The sequence below is a fragment of the Streptomyces sp. DT2A-34 genome, assembly GCF_030499515.1.
GTDB lineage: Bacteria > Actinomycetota > Actinomycetes > Streptomycetales > Streptomycetaceae > Streptomyces.
This window is the reverse complement of record NZ_JASTWJ010000001.1, coordinates 1,170,605-1,189,923: the sequence shown is the minus strand read 5'-3', so window position 1 is coordinate 1,189,923 and position 19,319 is coordinate 1,170,605. Positions and strand designations below refer to the sequence as shown.

15 protein-coding genes are annotated in these 19,319 nt (G+C 71.5%); 6 read left to right on the top strand and 9 right to left on the bottom strand.

The features are described from left to right. The first annotated feature begins 55 nt into the window (after positions 1-55). From wecB to QQM39_RS05100, 4 genes are read left to right on the top strand one after another with little or no spacing between them, the layout of a single operon-like run. The gene (gene wecB, locus QQM39_RS05115) at positions 56-1,144 is read left to right on the top strand and encodes a non-hydrolyzing UDP-N-acetylglucosamine 2-epimerase (RefSeq protein ID WP_301995432.1); all 1,089 of its coding nucleotides are present in this window, start codon (positions 56-58) and stop codon (positions 1,142-1,144) included. After that, positions 1,137-1,880: a methyltransferase domain-containing protein gene (locus tag QQM39_RS05110; protein ID WP_301995431.1), complete on the top strand. Its 744-nt coding sequence runs from the start codon at positions 1,137-1,139 to the stop codon at positions 1,878-1,880. Before wecB ends, QQM39_RS05110 begins: the two co-directional genes overlap by 8 nt. Beyond that, positions 1,880-3,688, top strand: a complete 1,809-nt coding sequence (locus QQM39_RS05105; protein WP_301995430.1) for a hypothetical protein — start codon at positions 1,880-1,882, stop codon at positions 3,686-3,688. Before QQM39_RS05110 ends, QQM39_RS05105 begins: the two co-directional genes overlap by 1 nt. Continuing rightward, the gene (locus tag QQM39_RS05100) at positions 3,685-5,868 is read left to right on the top strand and encodes a glycosyltransferase (RefSeq protein ID WP_301995429.1); all 2,184 of its coding nucleotides are present in this window, start codon (positions 3,685-3,687) and stop codon (positions 5,866-5,868) included. Before QQM39_RS05105 ends, QQM39_RS05100 begins: the two co-directional genes overlap by 4 nt. 77 nt (positions 5,869-5,945) lie before the next feature. On the opposite strand, the gene QQM39_RS05095 is transcribed toward QQM39_RS05100, so the two are convergent. Continuing rightward, positions 5,946-7,292, bottom strand: a complete 1,347-nt coding sequence (locus QQM39_RS05095) for an MFS transporter (RefSeq protein WP_301995428.1) — start codon at positions 7,290-7,292, stop codon at positions 5,946-5,948. 165 nt (positions 7,293-7,457) lie between these two features. Beyond that, positions 7,458-8,123 (bottom strand): TetR/AcrR family transcriptional regulator, encoded by a 666-nt coding sequence (locus tag QQM39_RS05090; protein WP_301995427.1) that lies wholly within the window; start codon positions 8,121-8,123, stop codon positions 7,458-7,460. A 171-nt stretch (positions 8,124-8,294) separates the two neighbouring features. Here QQM39_RS05090 and QQM39_RS05085 point away from each other — a divergent pair, with 171 nt between their 5' ends. Both QQM39_RS05085 and QQM39_RS05080 read left to right on the top strand, forming a co-directional pair. After that, entirely contained in the window at positions 8,295-9,179 is an 885-nt protein-coding gene (locus QQM39_RS05085; protein WP_301995426.1) for a shikimate dehydrogenase, read from the top strand. Between the two features lie 33 nt (positions 9,180-9,212). Beyond that, the gene (locus QQM39_RS05080) at positions 9,213-11,000 is read left to right on the top strand and encodes a bifunctional sugar phosphate isomerase/epimerase/4-hydroxyphenylpyruvate dioxygenase family protein (protein ID WP_301995425.1); all 1,788 of its coding nucleotides are present in this window, start codon (positions 9,213-9,215) and stop codon (positions 10,998-11,000) included. 6 nt (positions 11,001-11,006) lie between these two features. Here the strand turns inward: QQM39_RS05080 and QQM39_RS05075 are convergent, their stop codons facing one another. Genes QQM39_RS05075 through tal form a run of 7 tightly spaced genes read right to left on the bottom strand, consistent with a single transcriptional unit; the run spans position 11,007 to position 19,305 of the window. Beyond that, positions 11,007-12,473 (bottom strand): membrane-associated oxidoreductase, encoded by a 1,467-nt coding sequence (locus tag QQM39_RS05075; protein ID WP_301995424.1) that lies wholly within the window; start codon positions 12,471-12,473, stop codon positions 11,007-11,009. Between the two features lie 52 nt (positions 12,474-12,525). Next, on the bottom strand, positions 12,526-13,113 hold the full coding sequence (locus QQM39_RS05070; RefSeq protein ID WP_301995423.1) for a histidine phosphatase family protein: 588 nt from the start codon (positions 13,111-13,113) through the stop codon (positions 12,526-12,528). A 6-nt stretch (positions 13,114-13,119) separates the two neighbouring features. Then, the gene (gene gnd / locus QQM39_RS05065; protein ID WP_301995422.1) at positions 13,120-13,998 is read right to left on the bottom strand and encodes a phosphogluconate dehydrogenase (NAD(+)-dependent, decarboxylating); all 879 of its coding nucleotides are present in this window, start codon (positions 13,996-13,998) and stop codon (positions 13,120-13,122) included. Between the two features lies 1 nt (position 13,999). Then, positions 14,000-15,652, bottom strand: a complete 1,653-nt coding sequence (pgi, locus tag QQM39_RS05060; RefSeq protein WP_302003485.1) for a glucose-6-phosphate isomerase — start codon at positions 15,650-15,652, stop codon at positions 14,000-14,002. Positions 15,653-15,656: 4 nt separating this feature from the next. Beyond that, the gene (opcA, locus tag QQM39_RS05055; protein ID WP_301995421.1) at positions 15,657-16,592 is read right to left on the bottom strand and encodes a glucose-6-phosphate dehydrogenase assembly protein OpcA; all 936 of its coding nucleotides are present in this window, start codon (positions 16,590-16,592) and stop codon (positions 15,657-15,659) included. Then, positions 16,589-18,136 (bottom strand): glucose-6-phosphate dehydrogenase, encoded by a 1,548-nt coding sequence (gene zwf / locus QQM39_RS05050; protein WP_301995419.1) that lies wholly within the window; start codon positions 18,134-18,136, stop codon positions 16,589-16,591. Before zwf ends, opcA begins: the two co-directional genes overlap by 4 nt. Further along, entirely contained in the window at positions 18,133-19,305 is a 1,173-nt protein-coding gene (tal, locus tag QQM39_RS05045) for a transaldolase (protein ID WP_301995418.1), read from the bottom strand. Before tal ends, zwf begins: the two co-directional genes overlap by 4 nt. Positions 19,306-19,319 lie beyond the last annotated feature (14 nt).

Here is a 19,319-nt window from a genome sequence, read left to right as displayed (position 1 = left end):
GGCCACGGCCCGGTAGGGGCGCCCGCAGCGCACCGCGGAGTCGGAGGTAACGGTTATGAACGGCTGCGTACTCCATGTGGTCGGTACCCGGCCCAACTTCGTCAAGGCCGCGCCGGTCGTCGCCGCCCTCGGTGCGGCGGGCTGCGACCAGGTGCTCGTGCACACCGGGCAGCACTACGACGAACGGATGTCGGACATCTTCTTCCGGCAGCTCGGCCTGCCCGAACCCGACACCGACCTCGGCGTCGGCTCCGGCAGCCACGCCCGGCAGATCGCCGACCTGCTGGTGGCCCTGGAGGCCGAACTGACCGCCCGCGCACCCGCGCTGGTCACGGTGTACGGCGACGTGAACTCGACGCTGGCCGCCGCGCTCGTCGCCGCCAGGGCGGGCGTCCCGGTGGCGCACGTCGAGGCCGGGCTGCGCAGCTTCGACATGTCGATGCCGGAGGAGGCCAACCGGCGTCTGGTCGACCAACTGGCGGCGCTGTTGTTCGTCACGAGCCCCGAGGCCGTCGGCCACCTCGCCCGCGAGGGGATCGCCGCCGAGCGGGTGCACTTCGTCGGCAACCCGATGATCGACACCCTGCTCACCCATCTGGAGCACTTCGACCCGGTGACCGCCCGTGCCGCACACCGACTGCCCGAGCGCTACGGCGTCGTCACGCTGCACCGGCCCGCCAACGTCGACGACCCGCAGGCCGCCGCGGCCGCCGCCCGCGTCCTGGCCGAGGCCGCCCGCCATCTCGACCTGGCCGTACCGCTGCACCCACGCGGCCGGGCGGCGCTGAGCGCGGCGGGCCTCGCGGACGCGCCGGGCGTGCACCTCCTCGACCCGCTCGGCTACGTCGAGTTCATGAGCCTCGTACGCGGAGCCGCCGCGGTGATCACCGACTCGGGCGGTGTACAGGAGGAGACGACCGTCCTGGGCGTGCCGTGCCTGACCCTGCGCACCACGACCGAACGCCCGGTCACGGTGACCCACGGCACCAACCGGCTTGTCACGCACGGGGAGTTGGTGCCGGCGCTGCGCAAGCTCCTGGACGGCGGGGGAGCGGCTTCCGCGGAGGGACCACCCCTGTGGGACGGCCGGGCGGGCGGCCGGATCGCCCGCGTCATCACCGCGTGGCTGGAACGCCATGGCTGATGTCACGCACACGTCCCGGGACGCCATGGCTGACGACACCCGGACGTATCGGGACACCACGCCTGGTGACACCCGGACGTACTGGGACGCCCGCCACAGCGACCTGGACGAGCTCGCCTCCGGTGGGCACACGGGGCTCGACCGTCCGGGCAACGAGATCTTCTACGCCCGGCGGCTCGGCACGCTGCTCTCCCTCATCGGCGACCTGTCCAGCCCCGCCGCCCCGCTGTTCGTACTCGACGCCGGCTGCGGCAAGGGGTACTTCGCACGCGCCCTGGCCCGCTGCGGCCATCGGGTCGACGCCTTCGACATCAGCCCGCCCGCCGTCGACCACGCCCGCGCCGAGGCGGGCGGCCCGCGTTACGCCGTCGCCGCGCTCGACGAGTGGCGCAGCCCGTGGCCGTACGACATCGTGGTCTGCGTGGACGTCCTGTTCCATGTACCGGACGACCAGGCGTGGGCGGCCGGTCTGCGCAACATGGCCTCCCTCATCCGCGTAACCGGCCGCCTGATCGTCACCGACATCGCTTCCGACATCGTCACCGATATCGCCGCCGACATCGCCATCGACGAGGCCACCGCCGAGCGCACGACCCCCGGCGCCCGCATCGTGCACCGCCCGATCGCCGCCTACCGCGCCGAACTCGAGCCGCTCGGCCTGCGGCACACCCTCTCCAGGCCGTACGGCTTCCGGGAGAACCGGGTCGGCTTCCACGTCTTCACGAGGACCCGCTGATGCGCCTGACCGACCTGCTCCATCCGCACCTCGACGGCGTCACGACAGTGGTGGACGCGACTCGCGGCGCCCTGAGCCTGCAGCCGTACCTGCACCTGCCGCCGGGCGTCGCCCTGCGCGGCGACGGCGAACAGCCCCTCGTCGAAGGGGAGTTGGTACTCCTGTCGTACGGTCCCGACATCGAGCTGCACGGAAGCGAGGACACCTGTCGCGCCGTACTGGCACGTATGCGGCCCGGTGCGCGCGGGCTGATCGTGCTCGGTCACCGCGTATCGGAGCTCCCGTACCACCGGCTTCTCGACCATCTCGTAGCCCACCGCTGTCAGGTGCTGCGCGCGGCCCCCCTCGACTACGTCCAGCTGCACGCGGGCGCGGTCATCGCGCGCACGGACGAGCTCCTGCCGCCGCACGACTTCTTCGGCCGGCCGGTCCCCGCCGACGGCCACGCCACGGCGCTGCGACTCGCCGACGAGTACGTCTTCGCCGACCTGGCCTCCCGGTCCCTGCGCGCCCGGGTGCTGGATCTGGAACGGACCGTCGAGGAGGCGGAACGCACCCGCGATGCCGCCGGACAGGACGGGCGCGCCGAGCGGCTGGCCGCCGCCGTACGGGAGAAGGAGCAGCTCGCCGCCGCGCTGCGGGCCGCCCGGGACCGGGGCGACGTGCTGCAGGCGCGCGTGGCCATGCTGGAGGGCTCGACCTCGCTGCGGGTGGGAAAGGCGCTGGTGACGGCCGCGCGCTCGCCGAAGCGGGGCGCCGCCCGGCTGCCGGGAGAGCTGTACGGCCTGTGGCGCGGGCGGCGGCGCGCGGCCGGGCCGGTGCCCGAGAACGCGCCGAAGGACCGGGCCGAGCCGGACGCACCCGTCGACGGCCGTTTCCATCTCGCCCATCGCGCCCTGACCGTGGCCCCCCGTGACCGTCTCGTCGTCGCCGGTGTCCTCACCCCCGCCACCGCCGAGGACTTCGCGGCGGACGTGGTCGTCAACCGGCTGCTGCCGCACGACGGGCGGCTGCTCGTGCAGCGCACCGACCCTGACGTGCTCGTCGTGCAGCTCAGTGCCTGCGCGGGCGACGGGCCCTGGTCGCTCACCGGCACCGGGCTCGCCCCCGACCTGGACCGCACCCTCGCCGAACTGCTGGCCGAGGCAAGGGTGTTGGGGCGGAAGGCGGTGCTGTGGCGGGACGGCCCCGCCTCCGCCGCGCCCGGGCTCGCCCGGCTCGCCTGGGACGCGGTCGTCGACGCGGACACCGGTGTACGGCTCGGCCGGCTGGACCCGGTCGCGGAGGGCCGGGAGCGGCTGCGCGAGGTGTTCCGGGCGGACAGCACACGGGTGCGGCTCTCACGGCTGGCGAGGGCGGCCGGGGGCCCGGATCCGCTGGACGAGCGGCGCGTCGCCGTGCTGGCCGCGCCCCGGGACCGTACCGACGTCGCCCGGCTGGTCGGGCAGGTGCTCGGCCAGCTGCACCGCCCGGTCGAGGTCGTCGTACCTGATCCGGCGTGGCTCGACGAACTCGCCGCCGCCTCAGTGGCCGTACGCCGGGGGGAGCCGCTGGCACCCTGGGTCGCCGACTGGACGGACCTCGCCGAGGACCGGCCGGACACCCTGCTGCTCGATCTGATGTGCGCCCAGGAGTACTCCGGCGCCGACGCGGTGGGCCACACGCCGGCCGCCGACGACTACGTCTTCGTACCGTCGCTGCGACCGCTGCTGGTACGCCGGTCGCTGCACATGTCCGGCACGGATCCCGGCAGTTGGGCCGGTCAGGGACACCGACTGTTCGCCGTGCGCGGGAAGGAGCCGTCATGAGCCGTACGCTGCGGGCGCTCGTCTACGGCGATGTGGACCTCAACCTCATCGACGGTTCCGCCGTGTGGGCGCAGTCGACGGTGCAGGCCCTGTCCCAGGCGGGCTGCGAGACCCGGCTCGTCCTCAAGGCACCCATCCGCACCGGCCGGTTGACCGATCCGCTGGCCGAGCTGCCCGGGGTCGCTCTGGTGTGTCCGCACGAGGAGCGGCTGCTCCCGGGCCTGGCCGACCGGCCCATGTCGCCGGTGCAGGCCGCACAGGTGCTCACCCGGCTCGACGAGGACGAACCCTGCGACCTGCTGGTACTGCGCGGCCGGCGGCTGGTCTCGCGGATCGTCGCCGACGGCCGGTTCGACGGGCGGATCTGGGCCTACCTCACCGACATCCCGCAGTCCGCCGCCGAGATGACCGAGACGGCCCGTGCGGAACTCGCCCGCATCGCCGAGGCCTCGCACCGACTCCTGTGCCAGACCGAGGAGTTGCGCTGCTTCCTGGAGACCTGGGTGCCCGAGGCCTGCGGCAAGTGCGTGCTCAGTCCGCCCGCCGTGCCCGAGCCCGGCTTTCCGCTGCCGGACCGGGACGGGCCCCACGATCCACTGCGCCTCGTCTACACCGGCAAGTTCGCGCCCCGCTGGAACACCCTGTCCATGACCCGGCTGCCGGAGCTGCTCGCCGAGCGAGGCGTCCCCGCCGAACTGCACACCGTCGGCGACAAGATCCATGACGACGCGTCCCACCCCTCCTTCCAGGCCGACATGGCTCGGGCGCTGGCCGGTACGCCCGGCGTCCACCACCACGGCGGACAGCCGCGCGAGGAGGCCATGCGCATCGCCGCGGACTGCGACGTGGGCCTCGGCTGGCGGGACCCGGTGCTCGACTCCAGCCTCGAACTGTCCACCAAAGTCCTGGAGTTCGGGGCGCTGGGCCTGCCCGTGGTGCTCAACCGCACACCCGCGCACGAGGCGTTGCTCGGCGTCGACTACCCGCTGTTCGTGCCCGGCCGCGCCGGACTCGACGACGCCGCCGAAGCCGTGGCGAGGGCGGTGCGCGAACCGGAGGCCCGCCGTCTCGCGGCCGACCGCTGCCGCGAGGCCGCCCGGCACCACACCCTGGACCAAGCGGCCGCCCGTTGGCGCGCTCACCTCGACCGCGCCTTCCCCGCCGCACCCGCCGAGGTGACGGACCGCGGCCGACCCCTGCGCGTGGGGGTCGCCGGGCACGACCTGAAGTTCCTCACCCGGCTCCTCGACCACTTCCGGTCGCTGCCCGGTCTGGAGGTACGGGTCGACGCCTGGCCGGCGCTGTCCCGCCACGACCCGGACGCGAGCCGTGAACTCGCCGACTGGGCGGACGTGGTGGTCGTCGAGTGGTGCGGTCCGGCCGCCGTCTGGTACAGCCGCCACAAGCGGCGCGGCAGCCGGCTCGTCGTACGGCTGCACCGCTTCGAACTGGACGCCCCGTGGCCCCGCCAGGTCGACATCGACGCCGTCGACCGGGTGGTGTGCGTCAGCCCGTACTACGCCCGCCGCACCCGCGAGCACACCGGCTGGCCCGACTCGAAGGTCGTGGTCGTCCCCAACTGGGTGGACACCCACCAGCTCGACCGCCCGAAGGCGCCGGGCGCCCACCACCGCCTCGGCATGATCGGCATCGCACCCAGCCGCAAACGCCTCGACCTCGGCCTCGACGTGCTGCAGGCGCTGCGCGCCCGGGACCGGCGCTGGCATCTGTCGGTCAAGTCCAAGCCGCCCTGGGAGTACTGGTGGATCTGGAACAAGCCCGAGGAACGTGAGCACTACGACGCCGTACTGCACCGTATGCAGACCTCGCCGCTCCTCGAAGGCGCCGTCGTCTTCGACAGCTTCGGGCCGGACGTGGCGGGCTGGCTGAGGCGGGTCGGTCATGTGCTGTCCACCAGCGACGACGAGAGCTTCCACCTCGCGCCCGCCGAGGGGATGGCCTCCGGCGCCGTACCGTCACTGCTGCCGTGGCCCGGGGCGGACGAGATCTACGACCGGCGGTGGATCCACGACAGCCCCGAGGCGATGGCGGAGGCGATCGCCGCGCTCGGGGAGGACGGCTGGCGGTCCGCCGGGGAGCTGGCCCGCACGCAGGTCCGGGAGGGCTTCTCGCTGGAGCGGGTCGCACAGGCCTGGACGGAGCTGCTCGTGTCGGAGTGAGGCCCGAGTCCCCGGAGCCGTCATGGCGTCCGGGGACTGCGGGGTTCGTGCGAGATCAGCGCGAGCTCAGCGCAGGATCAGGCCGTCACCGTCTCCGGCTGCGCGGCCTCCCGGGCCGAGCGCTCGCCGAGCTGCTCCGTCGGGATCCTGGCGGTCTCGCGAGCGGAGAGGGCGGCCACGACCGGCGGCACGCACAGGGCGGCCGTGAACAGGGCCACCGCGGCCCAGTCGTCGCCGTTCGGGCCGGCGATCTGCGCGGCGAAGGTGACCGCGAACCCGGCGACCGCGAAGCCGATCTGGGTGCCGATGGCCATGCCGGACAGGCGGACCCGGGTGGAGAACATCTCGCCGTAGAAGGACGGCCACACGCCGTTCGCGGCGCTGTAGACCACACCGAAGGTGACGATGCCCAGCAGCAGGGTCAGCGGGTAGGAGCCGGTGGAGATCGACCACAGGTAGAGGAACATCATCACCGCGCTGCCGGCCGCGCCGATCAGGAATACCGGGCGGCGGCCGATGCGGTCCGACAGAGTCGCCCACAGCGGGATCGCGGCGAGCGCGACCAGGTTGGCGAGAGCGCCCACCCACAGCATGGAGGACTTGCTCATCCCGACCGAGTCACTCGTGGCGTACGACAGCGACCACACCGTGAAGATCGTGCTGACCGAGGCGACCAGCGCACCGCCGATCACCCGCAGCACATCCGCCCAGTGCTCCCGCATCAGCACCGCGAGCGGCATCTTGACGACGCCCTCCGTGGCGGCCTGCTGCTCGAAGGCCGGGGTCTCCTCCAGCTTGCGGCGGATGACATAGCCGACGACGGCGACCGCGATGCTCATCCAGAACGGAACCCGCCAGCCCCACGACAGCAGCTGCTCCTCCGGCAGCGCGGCGACCGGGATGAAGACCAGGGTGGCCAGCAACTGCCCGCCCTGCGTGCCGCTCAGCGTGAAGCTGGTGAAGAAGCCGCGCCGGTGCGGTGGCGCGTGTTCCAAGGTCATCGAGTTGGCGCTGGCCTGCTCGCCCGCCGCCGAGATGCCCTGCAGCACCCGGCACAGCACCAGCAGGACGGGCGCCAGGGTGCCGACCTGTTCGCGGGTCGGCAGACAGCCGATGAGGAACGTCGACACGCCCATCAGGATCAGCGTGAAGACCATGATCTTCTTACGGCCCATGCGGTCGCCGAAGTGACCGAGGAACAGCGCGCCGACCGGCCGGGCGGCGTACGCCACACCGAACGTGGCCAGCGACAGCAGGGTGGCGGTCGCCGGGTCGGACTCGTCGAAGAAGACCTCGGGGAAGATCAGCGCGGCGGCGCTGCCGTAGATGAAGAAGTCGTAGTACTCGAGGGCGCTGCCGATCCAGGCGGCGGTCGCGGCTTTCTTCGGCTGCCCTGGCGGGGCCTGGGGGGCGGGGACGGACACGGCGTGCTCCTTCGAGGGGACTCCAACATAAGTGGAGTGAGCGGAAACGAGGAAAGAGGGGAAGTGCCGGATCCCGGCTAATTAACCCACTGGATAGTTAGTAGCGGTGGCTACGGATGTTGCGCCCACGTTTCCCGGCTGTCAAGGGGGTCGTGCCGGACGACTTCAGTCCGCCGCGCGCTCCGCGGTCAGGTACGCGATCACCATGTCGCCGAGCATCGCGCGGTAGTGCTCGCGCTGGGCCGGATCCACCAGGTCACGGCCGAACAGGGCGCCGAAGGTGTGCCGGTTGGAGACCCGGAAGAAGCAGAAGGAGCTGATCATCGCGTGCAGGTCGACGGCGTCGACGTCGGCCGTGAACAGGCCGGACTCCTGTCCCGACTCCAGGATCCGGCGGATCACGTCCAGCGCCGGTGAGCCGATCTTGCCGAGCTTCTCGGAGGCGGCGATGTGCTCGGCCCCGTGGATGTTCTCGATGGTGACCAGGCGGATGAAGTCGGGGTGCTGCTCGTGGTGGTCGAAGGTCAGCTCGGCCAGGCGGCGGATGGCCGCGACCGGGTCCAGGTGCTCGACGTCGAGCTGCTGCTCGGCCTCCCGGATCACGCCGTACGCGCGCTCCAGCACGGCCGTGAACAGCTGCTCCTTGCCGCCGAAGTAGTAGTAGATCATCCGCTTCGTGGTGCGGGTGCGGGCGGCGATGTCGTCGACCCGGGCGCCGGCGAAGCCGACCCGGGCGAACTCCTGCGTCGCGACGTCGAGGATCTCGGCCTGGGTGCGGGCGGCGTCACGGATCCGCCCGTTCGGTCGTGCCGGTTCGTCGACGCTGGTCATCGGGTTCCTTCGGCGAGATGCGAGCGTGCCCCCGGTGGCTTGCTCCCGTGCCGGTGATTGTAGAAGGCGCCTCGCGGCGCGTGCGGTGCCAGGCCTTCCCAAGTGCCGCGCCTCCTGCTATGACTAACTCACTAGTTCGTACATTAATGAGCCGCTCAGGAGGTTCCCCCGGTGGCCAAGGACGCCAAGGACTCGTATCTCGTCGGGCTGATCGGTTCCGGCATCGGCCCGTCGCTCAGCCCGGCGCTGCACGAGCGGGAGGCCGACCGGCAGGGTCTGCGCTATCTGTACCGGCTCATCGACATCGACGCGCTCGGCGCCGCGCCCGAGGCGGTGGGCGACCTGGTGCGGGCCGCCCGTGACCTGGGCTTCGACGGGCTCAACATCACGCACCCGTGCAAGCAGCTCGTCATCGGGCATCTGGACGCGCTGGCCCCGCAGGCCGAGGCGCTGGGCGCGGTCAACACCGTCGTGTTCGAGGACGGCCGGTCCGTCGGCCACAACACGGACGTCACCGGCTTCGCCGCCTCCTTCGCGCGCGGGCTGCCCGACGTGCCGCTGGAGCGGGTCGTGCAGCTGGGCGCCGGGGGCGCGGGCGCGGCCGTGGCGCACGCCATGCTGACGCTCGGCGCCGAGCGGGTCACCGTGGTCGACGCACTGGCCGACCGGGCCGCCGATCTCGCCGCCTCCCTGAACCGGCACTTCGGCGCCGGCCGCGCGGTCGGCGCCGCTCTCGACGCGCTCCCCGCGCTGCTGGGCCACGCCGACGGTCTCGTGCACGCCACCCCCACGGGCATGGCCGCCCACCCCGGCCTGCCCCTGCCTGCCGAGCTGCTGCACCCTGGCCTGTGGGTCGCCGAGGTCGTCTACCGTCCGCTGGAGACGGAGCTGCTGCGTACCGCCCGCGCGATCGGCTGCGCCACTCTGGACGGGGGCGGGATGGCTGTCTTCCAGGCCGTGGACGCGTTCCGCCTGTTCACCGGGCGCGAGCCCGACAGCGCGCGGATGCTCGCGGACATCGCCGAACTGGCGGGACCCGTAGGAACCCCGAGGTAGGACAGTCAAGGACAGGTAGGAAGAGGTATCGGCATGCGTACGTCCATCGCCACCGTCTCCCTCAGCGGATCCCTCACGGAGAAACTCACGGCCGCCTCCCGGGCCGGTTTCGACGGTGTGGAGATCTTCGAGAACGACCTGCTGGCCAGCCCGCTCACGCCCGAGGGGATCCGCGGCCGGTGCGCCGACCTCGGCCTCACCATCGACCTGTACCAGCCGATGCGGGACATCGAGGCCGTGCCCGCCGACGAGTTCGCCCGCAATCTGCGCCGCGCCCGGCACAAGTTCGAGCTGATGCGGCGGCTCGGCGCCGACACCGTCCTCGTCTGCTCCAGCGTCCATCCCCTGGCCGTGGACGACGACGCGCTCGCCGCCGGGCACCTGTCCCGACTCGCCGACCTGGCCCAGGACTTCGGCATCCGCGTGGCCTACGAGGCGCTCGCCTGGGGACGGCACGTCAGCACCTACGACCACGCCTGGCGCATCGTCGAGGCCGCCGGCCACCCCGCGCTCGGCACCTGCCTGGACAGCTTCCACATCCTCTCCCGCGGTTCCGATCCCAAGGGCATCGAGGACATCCCCGGCGAGAAGATCTTCTTCCTCCAACTGGCGGACGCCCCGCTGCTCGCGATGGACGTCCTGCAGTGGAGCCGCCACTACCGCTGCTTCCCCGGACAGGGCGGCTTCGACGTCGCCGGACTGGTACGCCACGTCCTGCACACGGGATACGACGGCCCCCTCTCCCTCGAGGTCTTCAACGACGTCTTCCGCCAGGCCGAGGCCGGCCCGACGGCCGTGGACGCCCACCGCTCCCTGCTGGTCCTCCAGGAGACGGTCGGCCGGGCCGCACCGCCCGCCCCCGTCGTCCCCACCGGCGTCACCTTCGCGGAACTGGTCACCCCCGACGCCGAACCGGTCTCGGCCGTACTCGGCGCCCTGGGCTTCGCCCGCACCGCACGGCACCGCAGCAAACCGGTCGACCTGTGGGAGCAGGGCGAGGCCCGCGTCCTGGTGAACACCGCCGGCTCCGCCCGCCGCGACGGCACCGGACTCGCCGCCATCGGCCTGGAGTCACCGGACCCCACCGGAGCGGCCCGCCGCGCCGAGGACCTCCTCGCCCCCGTCCTGCCCCGCCGCCGCGCCCCGCAGGACGCCCCACTGGACGCGGTCGCGGCGCCCGACGGCACCGAACTCTTCTTCTGCGCCACGGACCGTCCCGAACTGCCCAACTGGCGCGCCGACTTCACGGACATCGAGCACGAGACCGCGGCTGCGGGCGTGCACCGCATCGACCACCTCGCCCTCACCCAGCCCTGGCACCACTACGACGAGGCGACCCTCTTCCACCGCAGCGTCCTCGGCCTGCACGCCCAGGAGAGCGTCGACGTCGCCGACCCGTACGGCCTGATGCGCAGCCGCGCCGTCACCAACCCCGACGGCAGCGTCCGTATCGCCCTGAGCGTCGGCGCGGCACCGACCGACGACACCGTGCACGCCCAGCACATCGCGCTGGCCACGGACGACGTGATCGCCGCGGCCCGGCGCTACCGGGAGGCGGGCGGACGTCTGCTGCCCATCCCCGCCAACTACTACGACGACCTGGGAGCGCGGTACGAGTTCGCGGACGGCGAGCTGGAGACGTATCGCGAGCTGGGCATCCTCTACGACCGTGACCCGTACGGCGAGTTCCGGCACTGCTACACGGTGACGGTCGGCCGCGTCTTCTTCGAGCTCGTGCAGCGGGACGGCTACCGGGGCTACGGCGCCCAGAACGCGCCGGTGCGGCTTGCCGCCCAGCACGTTCTCAGGCCCAGCCGTTGAGCCGGCCTACTGGCGGTTGACGGTCCGCGTCACGCCGGCGACGACCGTCGTGGCGAGGATCCAGCCGGTGAGGACGAGGACGTACGACAGCCACTGCTGCCCGCCCTGCGGCGCGAACGCCGGTTCCTGCCCGAAGGAGATCACCGGCAGCAGCAGGTCGAGGGTGTAGAACACCGGGTTGAACTGCGGAGCCTCGTCGGCCTTCAGCGCCGGGGGTGTGTGCAGCGCGAAGGCGATGGAGCCGACGGCGAGCAGGGACAGCAGCCAGCCCAGGGCGCGCATCGGCCGGAAACCGTAGCCGACGGTGGCGTCCTGGACGTGGCCCCACAGCCGGCCGTACCAGGGCAGGGTCGTGCGGTGGTGGCGCTGCTTGGCGAGCTGGACGAGGCGGGCGGCGTGGTCGTCGCCGGTGCGGCGGTAGGCGGCCGTCAACTGCTCGTATCCGTGCGGGTCGAACGTGTCCTCGTCCCGCTCCAGCATGGGCAGCCGATGCTCGGGCGGCACGTGCGGGGTCAGGGAGACATAGGTGAGGTCGAGCAGGCGGACCTGGTCCGGGAGCATCTCCGGCTCCAGGTTGAGGTGTTCTATCTGGGAGCGGCGCAGGTTGAGCATGCCCTCGATCGGCGGACCCTTGCGCAGCCACACCTCGCCGATGACACAGCTGCTCGCCCGCATCGCGGTGCCGCCGGGGTGGGACAACCGGCTGTACAGCAGGTCGAGCCGACCGGGTATGCGGGCGCCGCGCAGGTCGATACGGCCGTGTGCGCTCAGCCGCCGGCCGAGGACGTTGGCGCCCACGTCGAGGGCCTCGGCGTTGAGGACGAAGCCGCCGGGATGACGGAGCTCGGCGTCCTCCAGCCGGAGCGAGCCGCTGACCGTGGCGCCGTTGAGGCGGATCTCCCCGCGCGTGCGCAGCCGGGACGCGCACAGGTCCTCTCCGACGGTCACCTGGTGGAGCTGGAGGACCGGACGCTCGTTTCCCTCCGGCGCGGTCACCTCCGCGCCCTCCAGATACAGCGCCCCGGCGACCTGCGCCCCACCGAGCCGCACCGGCCCGTCGAACCGGCAGCCCGTCAGCCGCAGTCCGCCGTCGACCCGGACCCGCGCGGACGCCAGACCCGGCATCCGGGACCCGGTCAGATTGAGGTACTTCAACTGGGCGCCGGAGAGGTCCGGGACGTCGTCGAACCGGCAGTGACTCAGGCGTACGACGCTGTCGACCGTCGCGTACCGCAGGTCCAGTACGCCGGTGATGCGCGCGCCCGCCACTTTGAGGGCGGCCACCTCCCCGCTCTCCACCGGGCCGTCGAGCAGCAGAGCCCTCAACACCGTGGCCCGGACGGTCCGTTGGGAACCCCAGTCGGCGCCCTCGGCCGCGCCCTCGTCCTGCGCCGCGCGGAATTCCACGGCCTCGCCCCTGGGAAAGGCCTGCCACACCCGCAGTTCGGCCGGCGTCAGATCGTTGATCTCCATCAGCCGGGACTCTGACGCCGGCCTGCCGAACCTGTCAACTCCGCCGAGGGAGTTACGGCCGGGTGTTCCACTCCGCGATCACCGGTCGCCCGTGCTCCGTCGACAGCCGGCCCACCGTGCCCGTCGCCAGCTGGAACAACCGCCCGTCCGCCGGGGTCAGCCCCAGTCGGCGGGCCGTCACGACGCGCAGGAAGTGGCCGTGCGCCACGAGGACGACGTCGCCGTCGAGCAGCGCCACCTCCACGCGGGCGAGCACCCGGTCGGCACGTGCCCCCACCTCGGCCGGCGACTCGCCGGGGTGACCGTCCGGTCCCGGCGGGACCCCGTCGGTCCACAGGTCCCAGTCGGGGCGGGAGCGGTGGATGTCGACGGTGGTGACACCCTCGTAGCCGCCGTAGTCCCACTCGCGCAGGTCCGGTTCCGGTACGGCCCCGGTCACGCCCGCCAGTTCGGCGGTGCGGGCGGCGCGGCTCAGCGGGCTGGTGAGCGCCAGGGAGAAGACCCGGCCGGCGAGGAGCGGGGCCAGGGACTTGGCCTGTTCCTCGCCGGCCCGGGTGAGGGGCAGGTCGGTCCAGCTGGTGTGCTGTCCCGATCTGCTCCACTCCGTCTCACCGTGGCGGACCAGCAGGAGATCCCCCACGGCCCGCTACTCCTTCGACTCGACGGCGTGCCCGCCGAACTGGTTGCGCAGCGCCGCGATCATCTTCATCTGCGGGGAGTCGTCCTGACGGGACGCGAACCGGGCGAAGAGCGAGGCGGTGATCGCGGGCAGCGGTACGGCGTTGTCGATGGCCGCCTCGACGGTCCACCGGCCCTCACCGGAGTCCTCCGCGTAGCCGCGCAGCTTGCCCAGGTGCTCGTCCTCGTCGAGGGCGTTCACCGCGAGGTCCAGCAGCCAGGAGCGGATGACCGTGCCCTCCTGCCAGGAGCGGAACACCTCGCGGACGTTGTCCACCGAGTCGACCTTCTCCAGCAGCTCCCAGCCCTCGGCGTAGGCCTGCATCATGGCGTACTCGATGCCGTTGTGGACCATCTTCGAGAAGTGCCCCGCGCCGACCCGGCCGGCGTGGACATAGCCGTACGGTCCCTCCGGCTTGAGTGCCTCGAAGATCGGCTTCAGGCGCTCCACGTGCCCCTTGTCGCCGCCGACCATCAGCGCGTAGCCGTTCTGCAGGCCCCATACGCCGCCGGAGACGCCCGCGTCGACGAAGCCGATGCCTTTGACGCCGAGTTCCGCGGCGTGCTTCTCGTCGTCCGTCCAGCGGGAGTTGCCGCCGTCGACCACCGTGTCGCCGGGGGAGAGCAGGTCCTTGAGCTCGTCGATGACGGTCTGGGTGGCGGTGCCGGCCGGGACCATCACCCACACCGTGCGCGGCGCGTCGAGCTGCCCGACCAGCTCTTCGAGGCTCTCGACGTCGGAGACCTCGGGGTTGCGGTCGTAGCCGATGACGGTGTGGCCGGCGCGGCGGATCCGCTCGCGCATGTTGCCGCCCATCTTGCCGAGACCGATGAGACCGAGCTGCATGTCAGTTCACTTCCTTGAGTTCGCGGTAGGCGGCCACGAGGGCGGCGGTGGAGGCGTCGAGACCGGGGACGTCCGCGCCCTCCGTCAGCGCGGGCTCGACCCGCTTGGCGAGGACCTTGCCCAGCTCCACCCCCCACTGGTCGAAGGAGTCGATGTTCCAGACGGCGCCCTGGACGAACACCTTGTGCTCGTAGAGGGCGACCAGCTGGCCGAGGACCGACGGGGTCAGCTCGGGGGCGAGGATCGTGGTGGTGGGGTGGTTGCCGAGGAAGGTGCGGTGCGGGACCTGCTCCTCGGGCACACCCTCCGCGCGCACTTCGTCAGCGGTCTTGCCGAAGGCGAGCGCCTGGCCCTGGGCGAAGAGGTTCGCCATCAACAGGTCGTGCTGCGCCTTGAGGTCGTCACTCAGCTCGGCGACCGGTCGGGCGAAGCCGATCAGGTCGGCCGGGATGAGCCGGGTGCCCTGGTGGATCAGCTGGTAGTAGGCGTGCTGCCCGTTGGTCCCGGGCGTGCCCCACACCACCGGACCGGTCTCCCAGCCCACGACATGGCCGTCGCGGTCGACCGACTTGCCGTTGGACTCCATGTCCAGCTGCTGGAGATACGCCGTGAACTTCGACAGGTAGTGCGAGTACGGCAGCACCGCATGCGACTCGGCGCCGAAGAAATTGCCGTACCAGATGCCCAACAGGCCCATGATCAGCGGGGCGTTGGTCTCGGCGGGCGCGCTCTTGAAGTGCTCGTCGACGATGCGGAAGCCGTCGAGCATCTCCCGGAATCGGTCCGGACCGATGGCGATCATCAGCGAGAGGCCGATGGCGGAGTCGTACGAATACCGCCCGCCGACCCAGTCCCAGAACTCGAACATGTTGTCCGGGTCGATGCCGAAGTCCGCCACCTTCTCGGCATTCGTCGACAGCGCGACGAAGTGCTTGGCGACCGCCTTGTCCTCGCCGCCGAGCCCGGCCAGCAGCCAGGAACGGGCCGAGGTGGCGTTGGTGATCGTCTCGATCGTGGTGAACGTCTTGGACGCGACGATGAACAGGGTCTCCGCCGGGTCCAGGTCCCGGACCGCCTCGTGGAGGTCGGCGCCGTCGACGTTGGACACGAACCGGAACGTCAACTCCCGTGCCGTGAACGGGCGAAGGGCCTCGTACGCCATGGCCGGACCGAGATCGGAGCCGCCGATGCCGATGTTGACGACGTTGCGGATACGGCGGCCCGTGTGGCCGGTCCACTCGCCGGAGCGGACGCGGTCCGCGAACGCGCTCATCTTGTCGAGCACCGCGTGCACCTCGGGCACGACGTTCTCGCCGTCGACCTCGATCACCGCGTCGGCCGCGGCGCGCAGGGCGGTGTGGAGCACCGCCCGGTCCTCGGTGACGTTGATCTTCGCGCCCCGGAACATCGCGTCCCGCAGCCCGAACACGTCGGTGGCGGCGGCCAGTTCCTGCAGCAGCGCGAGCGTCTCGTCGTTGATCAGGTGCTTGGAGTAGTCGATGCGCAGATCGCCGACGCGCACCACGTACCGCTGCGCGCGCGAGGGGTCGGCCGCGAACAGCTCACGCAGCCGCGGGCGCTGCAGCGTGTCCGCGCGGTGGTCCTCCAGGGCCACCCACTCGGGGCGCCGGGTGAGCCGGGTGGAGTCGGACAGGGGGTCAGACATGGTCGGGGGTCTCCTTGGTGGCCTCGCCCCGCAGGGCGACGGCGTACATCTCGTCCGCGTCGAGGCGCCTGAGCTCCTCGGCGATGAGTTCGGAGGTGGTGCGGACCTTCAGCGCGAGGGTGCGCGACGGCTGGTCCGGCAGGGTCAGCGTGGCCAGCGGGCCCTCGGGACGGTCGATGACGATCTCGCCGTTCTCGGTGCCGAGCCGTACGCCCGTGACGACCGGTCCGGCGGTGACGACCCGCTCGGCGGTGACGTGCAGGCGGGCCTCCAGCCAGCGGGCCAGCAGCTCGGCCGCCGGGTTGTCGGCCTCGGCCTCCACGGCTGCCGAGACGATCGGGACCCGGGCCTGGTCCAGGGCCGCGGCGAGCATCGAGCGCCACGGGGTGAGCCGGGTCCAGGCGAGGTCGGTGTCGCCGGGCGCGTAGGAGCGGGCGCGCAGCTCCAGGTCCGCCAGCGGGGTCTCGGTGGTGTACAGATCGGTGATCCGGCGCTGGGCCAGCGCGCCCAGCGGGTCCTTCGCCGGGTTGTCCGGCGCTTCCACCGGCCACCACACCACGACCGGCGCGTCCGGCAGCAGCAGCGGCAGCACCACCGAGTCGGCGTGCTCGGACACCTCGCCGTACATCCGCAGGATCACCGTCTCGCCGGTGCCGGCGTCGGCGCCCACCCGGACCTCGGCGTCCAGGTGCGAGCGGGTGCGGTCGCGCGGGGTGCGCGCGTGCCGCTTGATGACGACCAGGGTGCGCGCGGGGTGCTCGTGCGAGGCCTCCTCGGCAGCCTTGATCGAGTCGTACGCGTTCTCCTCGTCCGTGACGATCACCATCGTCAGGACCATGCCCACGGCCGGCGTGCCGATCGCGCGGCGGCCCTGCACCAGCGCCTTGTTGATCTTGCTTGCCGTGGTGTCGGTCAGGTCGATCTTCATGGCCTGCGCCAGCTCCGTCCGTCTCGTGCGAGCATCTCGTCGGCTTCCTCGGGTCCCCAGCTGCCGGACGCGTACTGCGCCGGCTTGCCGTGGGTGTCCCAGTACTCCTCGATCGGGTCGAGGATCTTCCAGGACTCTTCCACTTCCTGGTGGCGGGGGAACAAATTGGCGTCCCCGAGGAGGACGTCCAGGATGAGCCGCTCGTACGCCTCCGGGCTGGACTCGGTGAACGACTCGCCGTAGGCGAAGTCCATCGTCACGTCCCGGATCTCCATCGAGGTGCCCGGCACCTTGGAGCCGAACCGCACCGTCACGCCCTCGTCCGGCTGGACGCGGATGACGATGGCGTTCTGGCCGAGCTCCTCGGTGGCCGTGGAGTCGAAGGGGGAGTGCGGCGCCCGCTGGAAGACCACCGCGATCTCGGTGACCCGCCGCCCGAGCCGCTTGCCGGTGCGCAGATAGAACGGCACGCCCGCCCAGCGACGGTTGTCGACGTTCAGCTTGATCGCGGCGTACGTGTCGGTCTTCGACCGCGCGTCGATACCGTCCTCCTGGAGGTACCCGAAGACCTGCTCGCCGCCCTGCCAGCTCGCCGCGTACTGCCCGCGCACGGTGTGCTTGCCCAGGTCCTCCGGCAGCTTCACCGCCTTGAGCACCTTCAGCTTCTCGGTGAGCAGCGACCCGGCGTCGAAGGCGGCCGGCTCCTCCATGGCGGTCAGCGCCATCAGCTGGAGCAGGTGGTTCTGGATGACGTCACGGGCCGAGCCGATGCCGTCGTAGTAGCCCGCCCGGCCGCCGATGCCGATGTCCTCGGCCATGGTGATCTGTACGTGGTCGACATATGACCGGTTCCAGATCGGCTCGAACATCTGGTTCGCGAACCGCAGCGCCAGGATGTTCTGGACGGTCTCCTTGCCCAGGTAGTGGTCGATGCGGAAGACCTGCTCCGGGTCGAACACGTCGTGCACGATCGCGTTGAGCTCCCGGGCGCTCGCGAGGTCGCGGCCGAACGGCTTCTCGATGACCGCCCGCCGCCAGGACCCCTCGGGAGCGTCCGCCAGACCGTGCTTCTTCAGCTGCCGCACGACCTTCGGGAAGAACTTCGGCGGTACGGAGAGGTAGAAGGCGTAGTTGCCGCTCGTACCGCGCGCCGCGTCGAGCTCGTCGACCGTCTGGCGCAGCTGCTTGAACGCCTCGTCGTCGTCGAAGTCACCCGGGATGAACCGCATGCCCTCGGCGAGCTGCTGCCAGACCTCCTCGCGGAACTCCGTACGGGCGTGCTCGCGCACCGAGTCGTGCACGACCTGGGCGAAGTCCTGGTCCTCCCAGTCCCGGCGGGCGAACCCGACGAGGGAGAAGCCCGGCGGCAGCATCCCGCGGTTGGCGAGGTCGTACACGGCCGGCATCAGCTTCTTGCGGGACAGGTCGCCGGTGACGCCGAAGATGACGAGGCCGGACGGGCCCGCGATCCGGGGCAGACGGCGGTCGCGCGCATCGCGCAGGGGGTTGTCCCAGTCGGGGGTGTCAGTGGTGTCGGAGGTCATTCCGCGTCAGCTCCCTTGCTGCCGAGCGACTTCTTCACGGCGTCCAACAGGTCCTGCCACGCCACCTCGAACTTGGCGACGCCCTCGCCCTCCAAGAGGGTGACGACGTCGTCGTACGAGATCCCGAGCGCCTCTACGGCGGCCAGGTCGGCGCGGGCCTGTGCGTAGCCGCCGGTGACCGTGTCGCCGGTGATCTCGCCGTGGTCGGCGGTGGCGTTCAGGGTGGCCTCGGGCATCGTGTTGACGGTGCCCGGCGCGACCAGTTCGTCCACGTACAGGGTGGACTTGTACGCCGGGTCCTTGACGCCGGTCGAGGCCCACAGCGGGCGCTGCTTGTTGGCCTTGGCGCCGGCGAGGGCGGTCCAGCGGTCGGCGCCGCGTGTCGAATTGTCGGCAGAGCCGAACCCATCCTCGTAGGCCTCGTAGGCGAGACGGGCGTTGGCCAGCGCGGCCCTGCCCTTCAGAGCGAGGGCCTCGTCCGTGCCGATCGCCGTCAGCCGCTTGTCGATCTCGCTGTCGACGCGGGAGACGAAGAAGGAGGCCACGGAGTGGATGGCGGAGAGGTCCAGGCCCTTCGCGGCGGCCTTCTCCAGACCGGCCAGGTAGGCGTCCATCACCTCGCGGTAGCGCTCCAGGGAGAAGATCAGCGTGACGTTGACGCTGATGCCCTGGGCGATGACCTCGGTGATGGCGGGCAGGCCGGCCTTGGTCGCCGGGATCTTGATCATCACGTTGGGGCGGTCGACGAGCCAGGCCAGCTGCCTGGCCTCGGCGATGGTGGCGGCCGTGTTGTGGGCGAGGCGCGGGTCGACCTCGATGGAGACCCGGCCGTCGCGGCCGTCCGTAGCGGCGTATACGGAATGCAGAATATCGGCGGCGGCACGCACATCCGCGGTCGTCATCATGCGCACGGCCTCGTCGACCGTGACACCCCGCACCGCGAGGTCGGCGAGCTGCTCCTCGTAGCCCTCGCCGGAGCCGATGGCGGCCTGGAAGATGGACGGGTTGGTGGTGACACCGACGACGTTCCTGTTCGCGATCAGCTCGGCGAGGTTGCCCGACTCGATGCGCTTGCGCGACAAGTCGTCCAGCCAGATCGAGACGCCCTCGTCGGTCAGGCGCTTCAACGTCCCCGTGGTCGCGGTTGCTTCGGTGGTCACAGTGATCAACTTCCTTCTGGCGT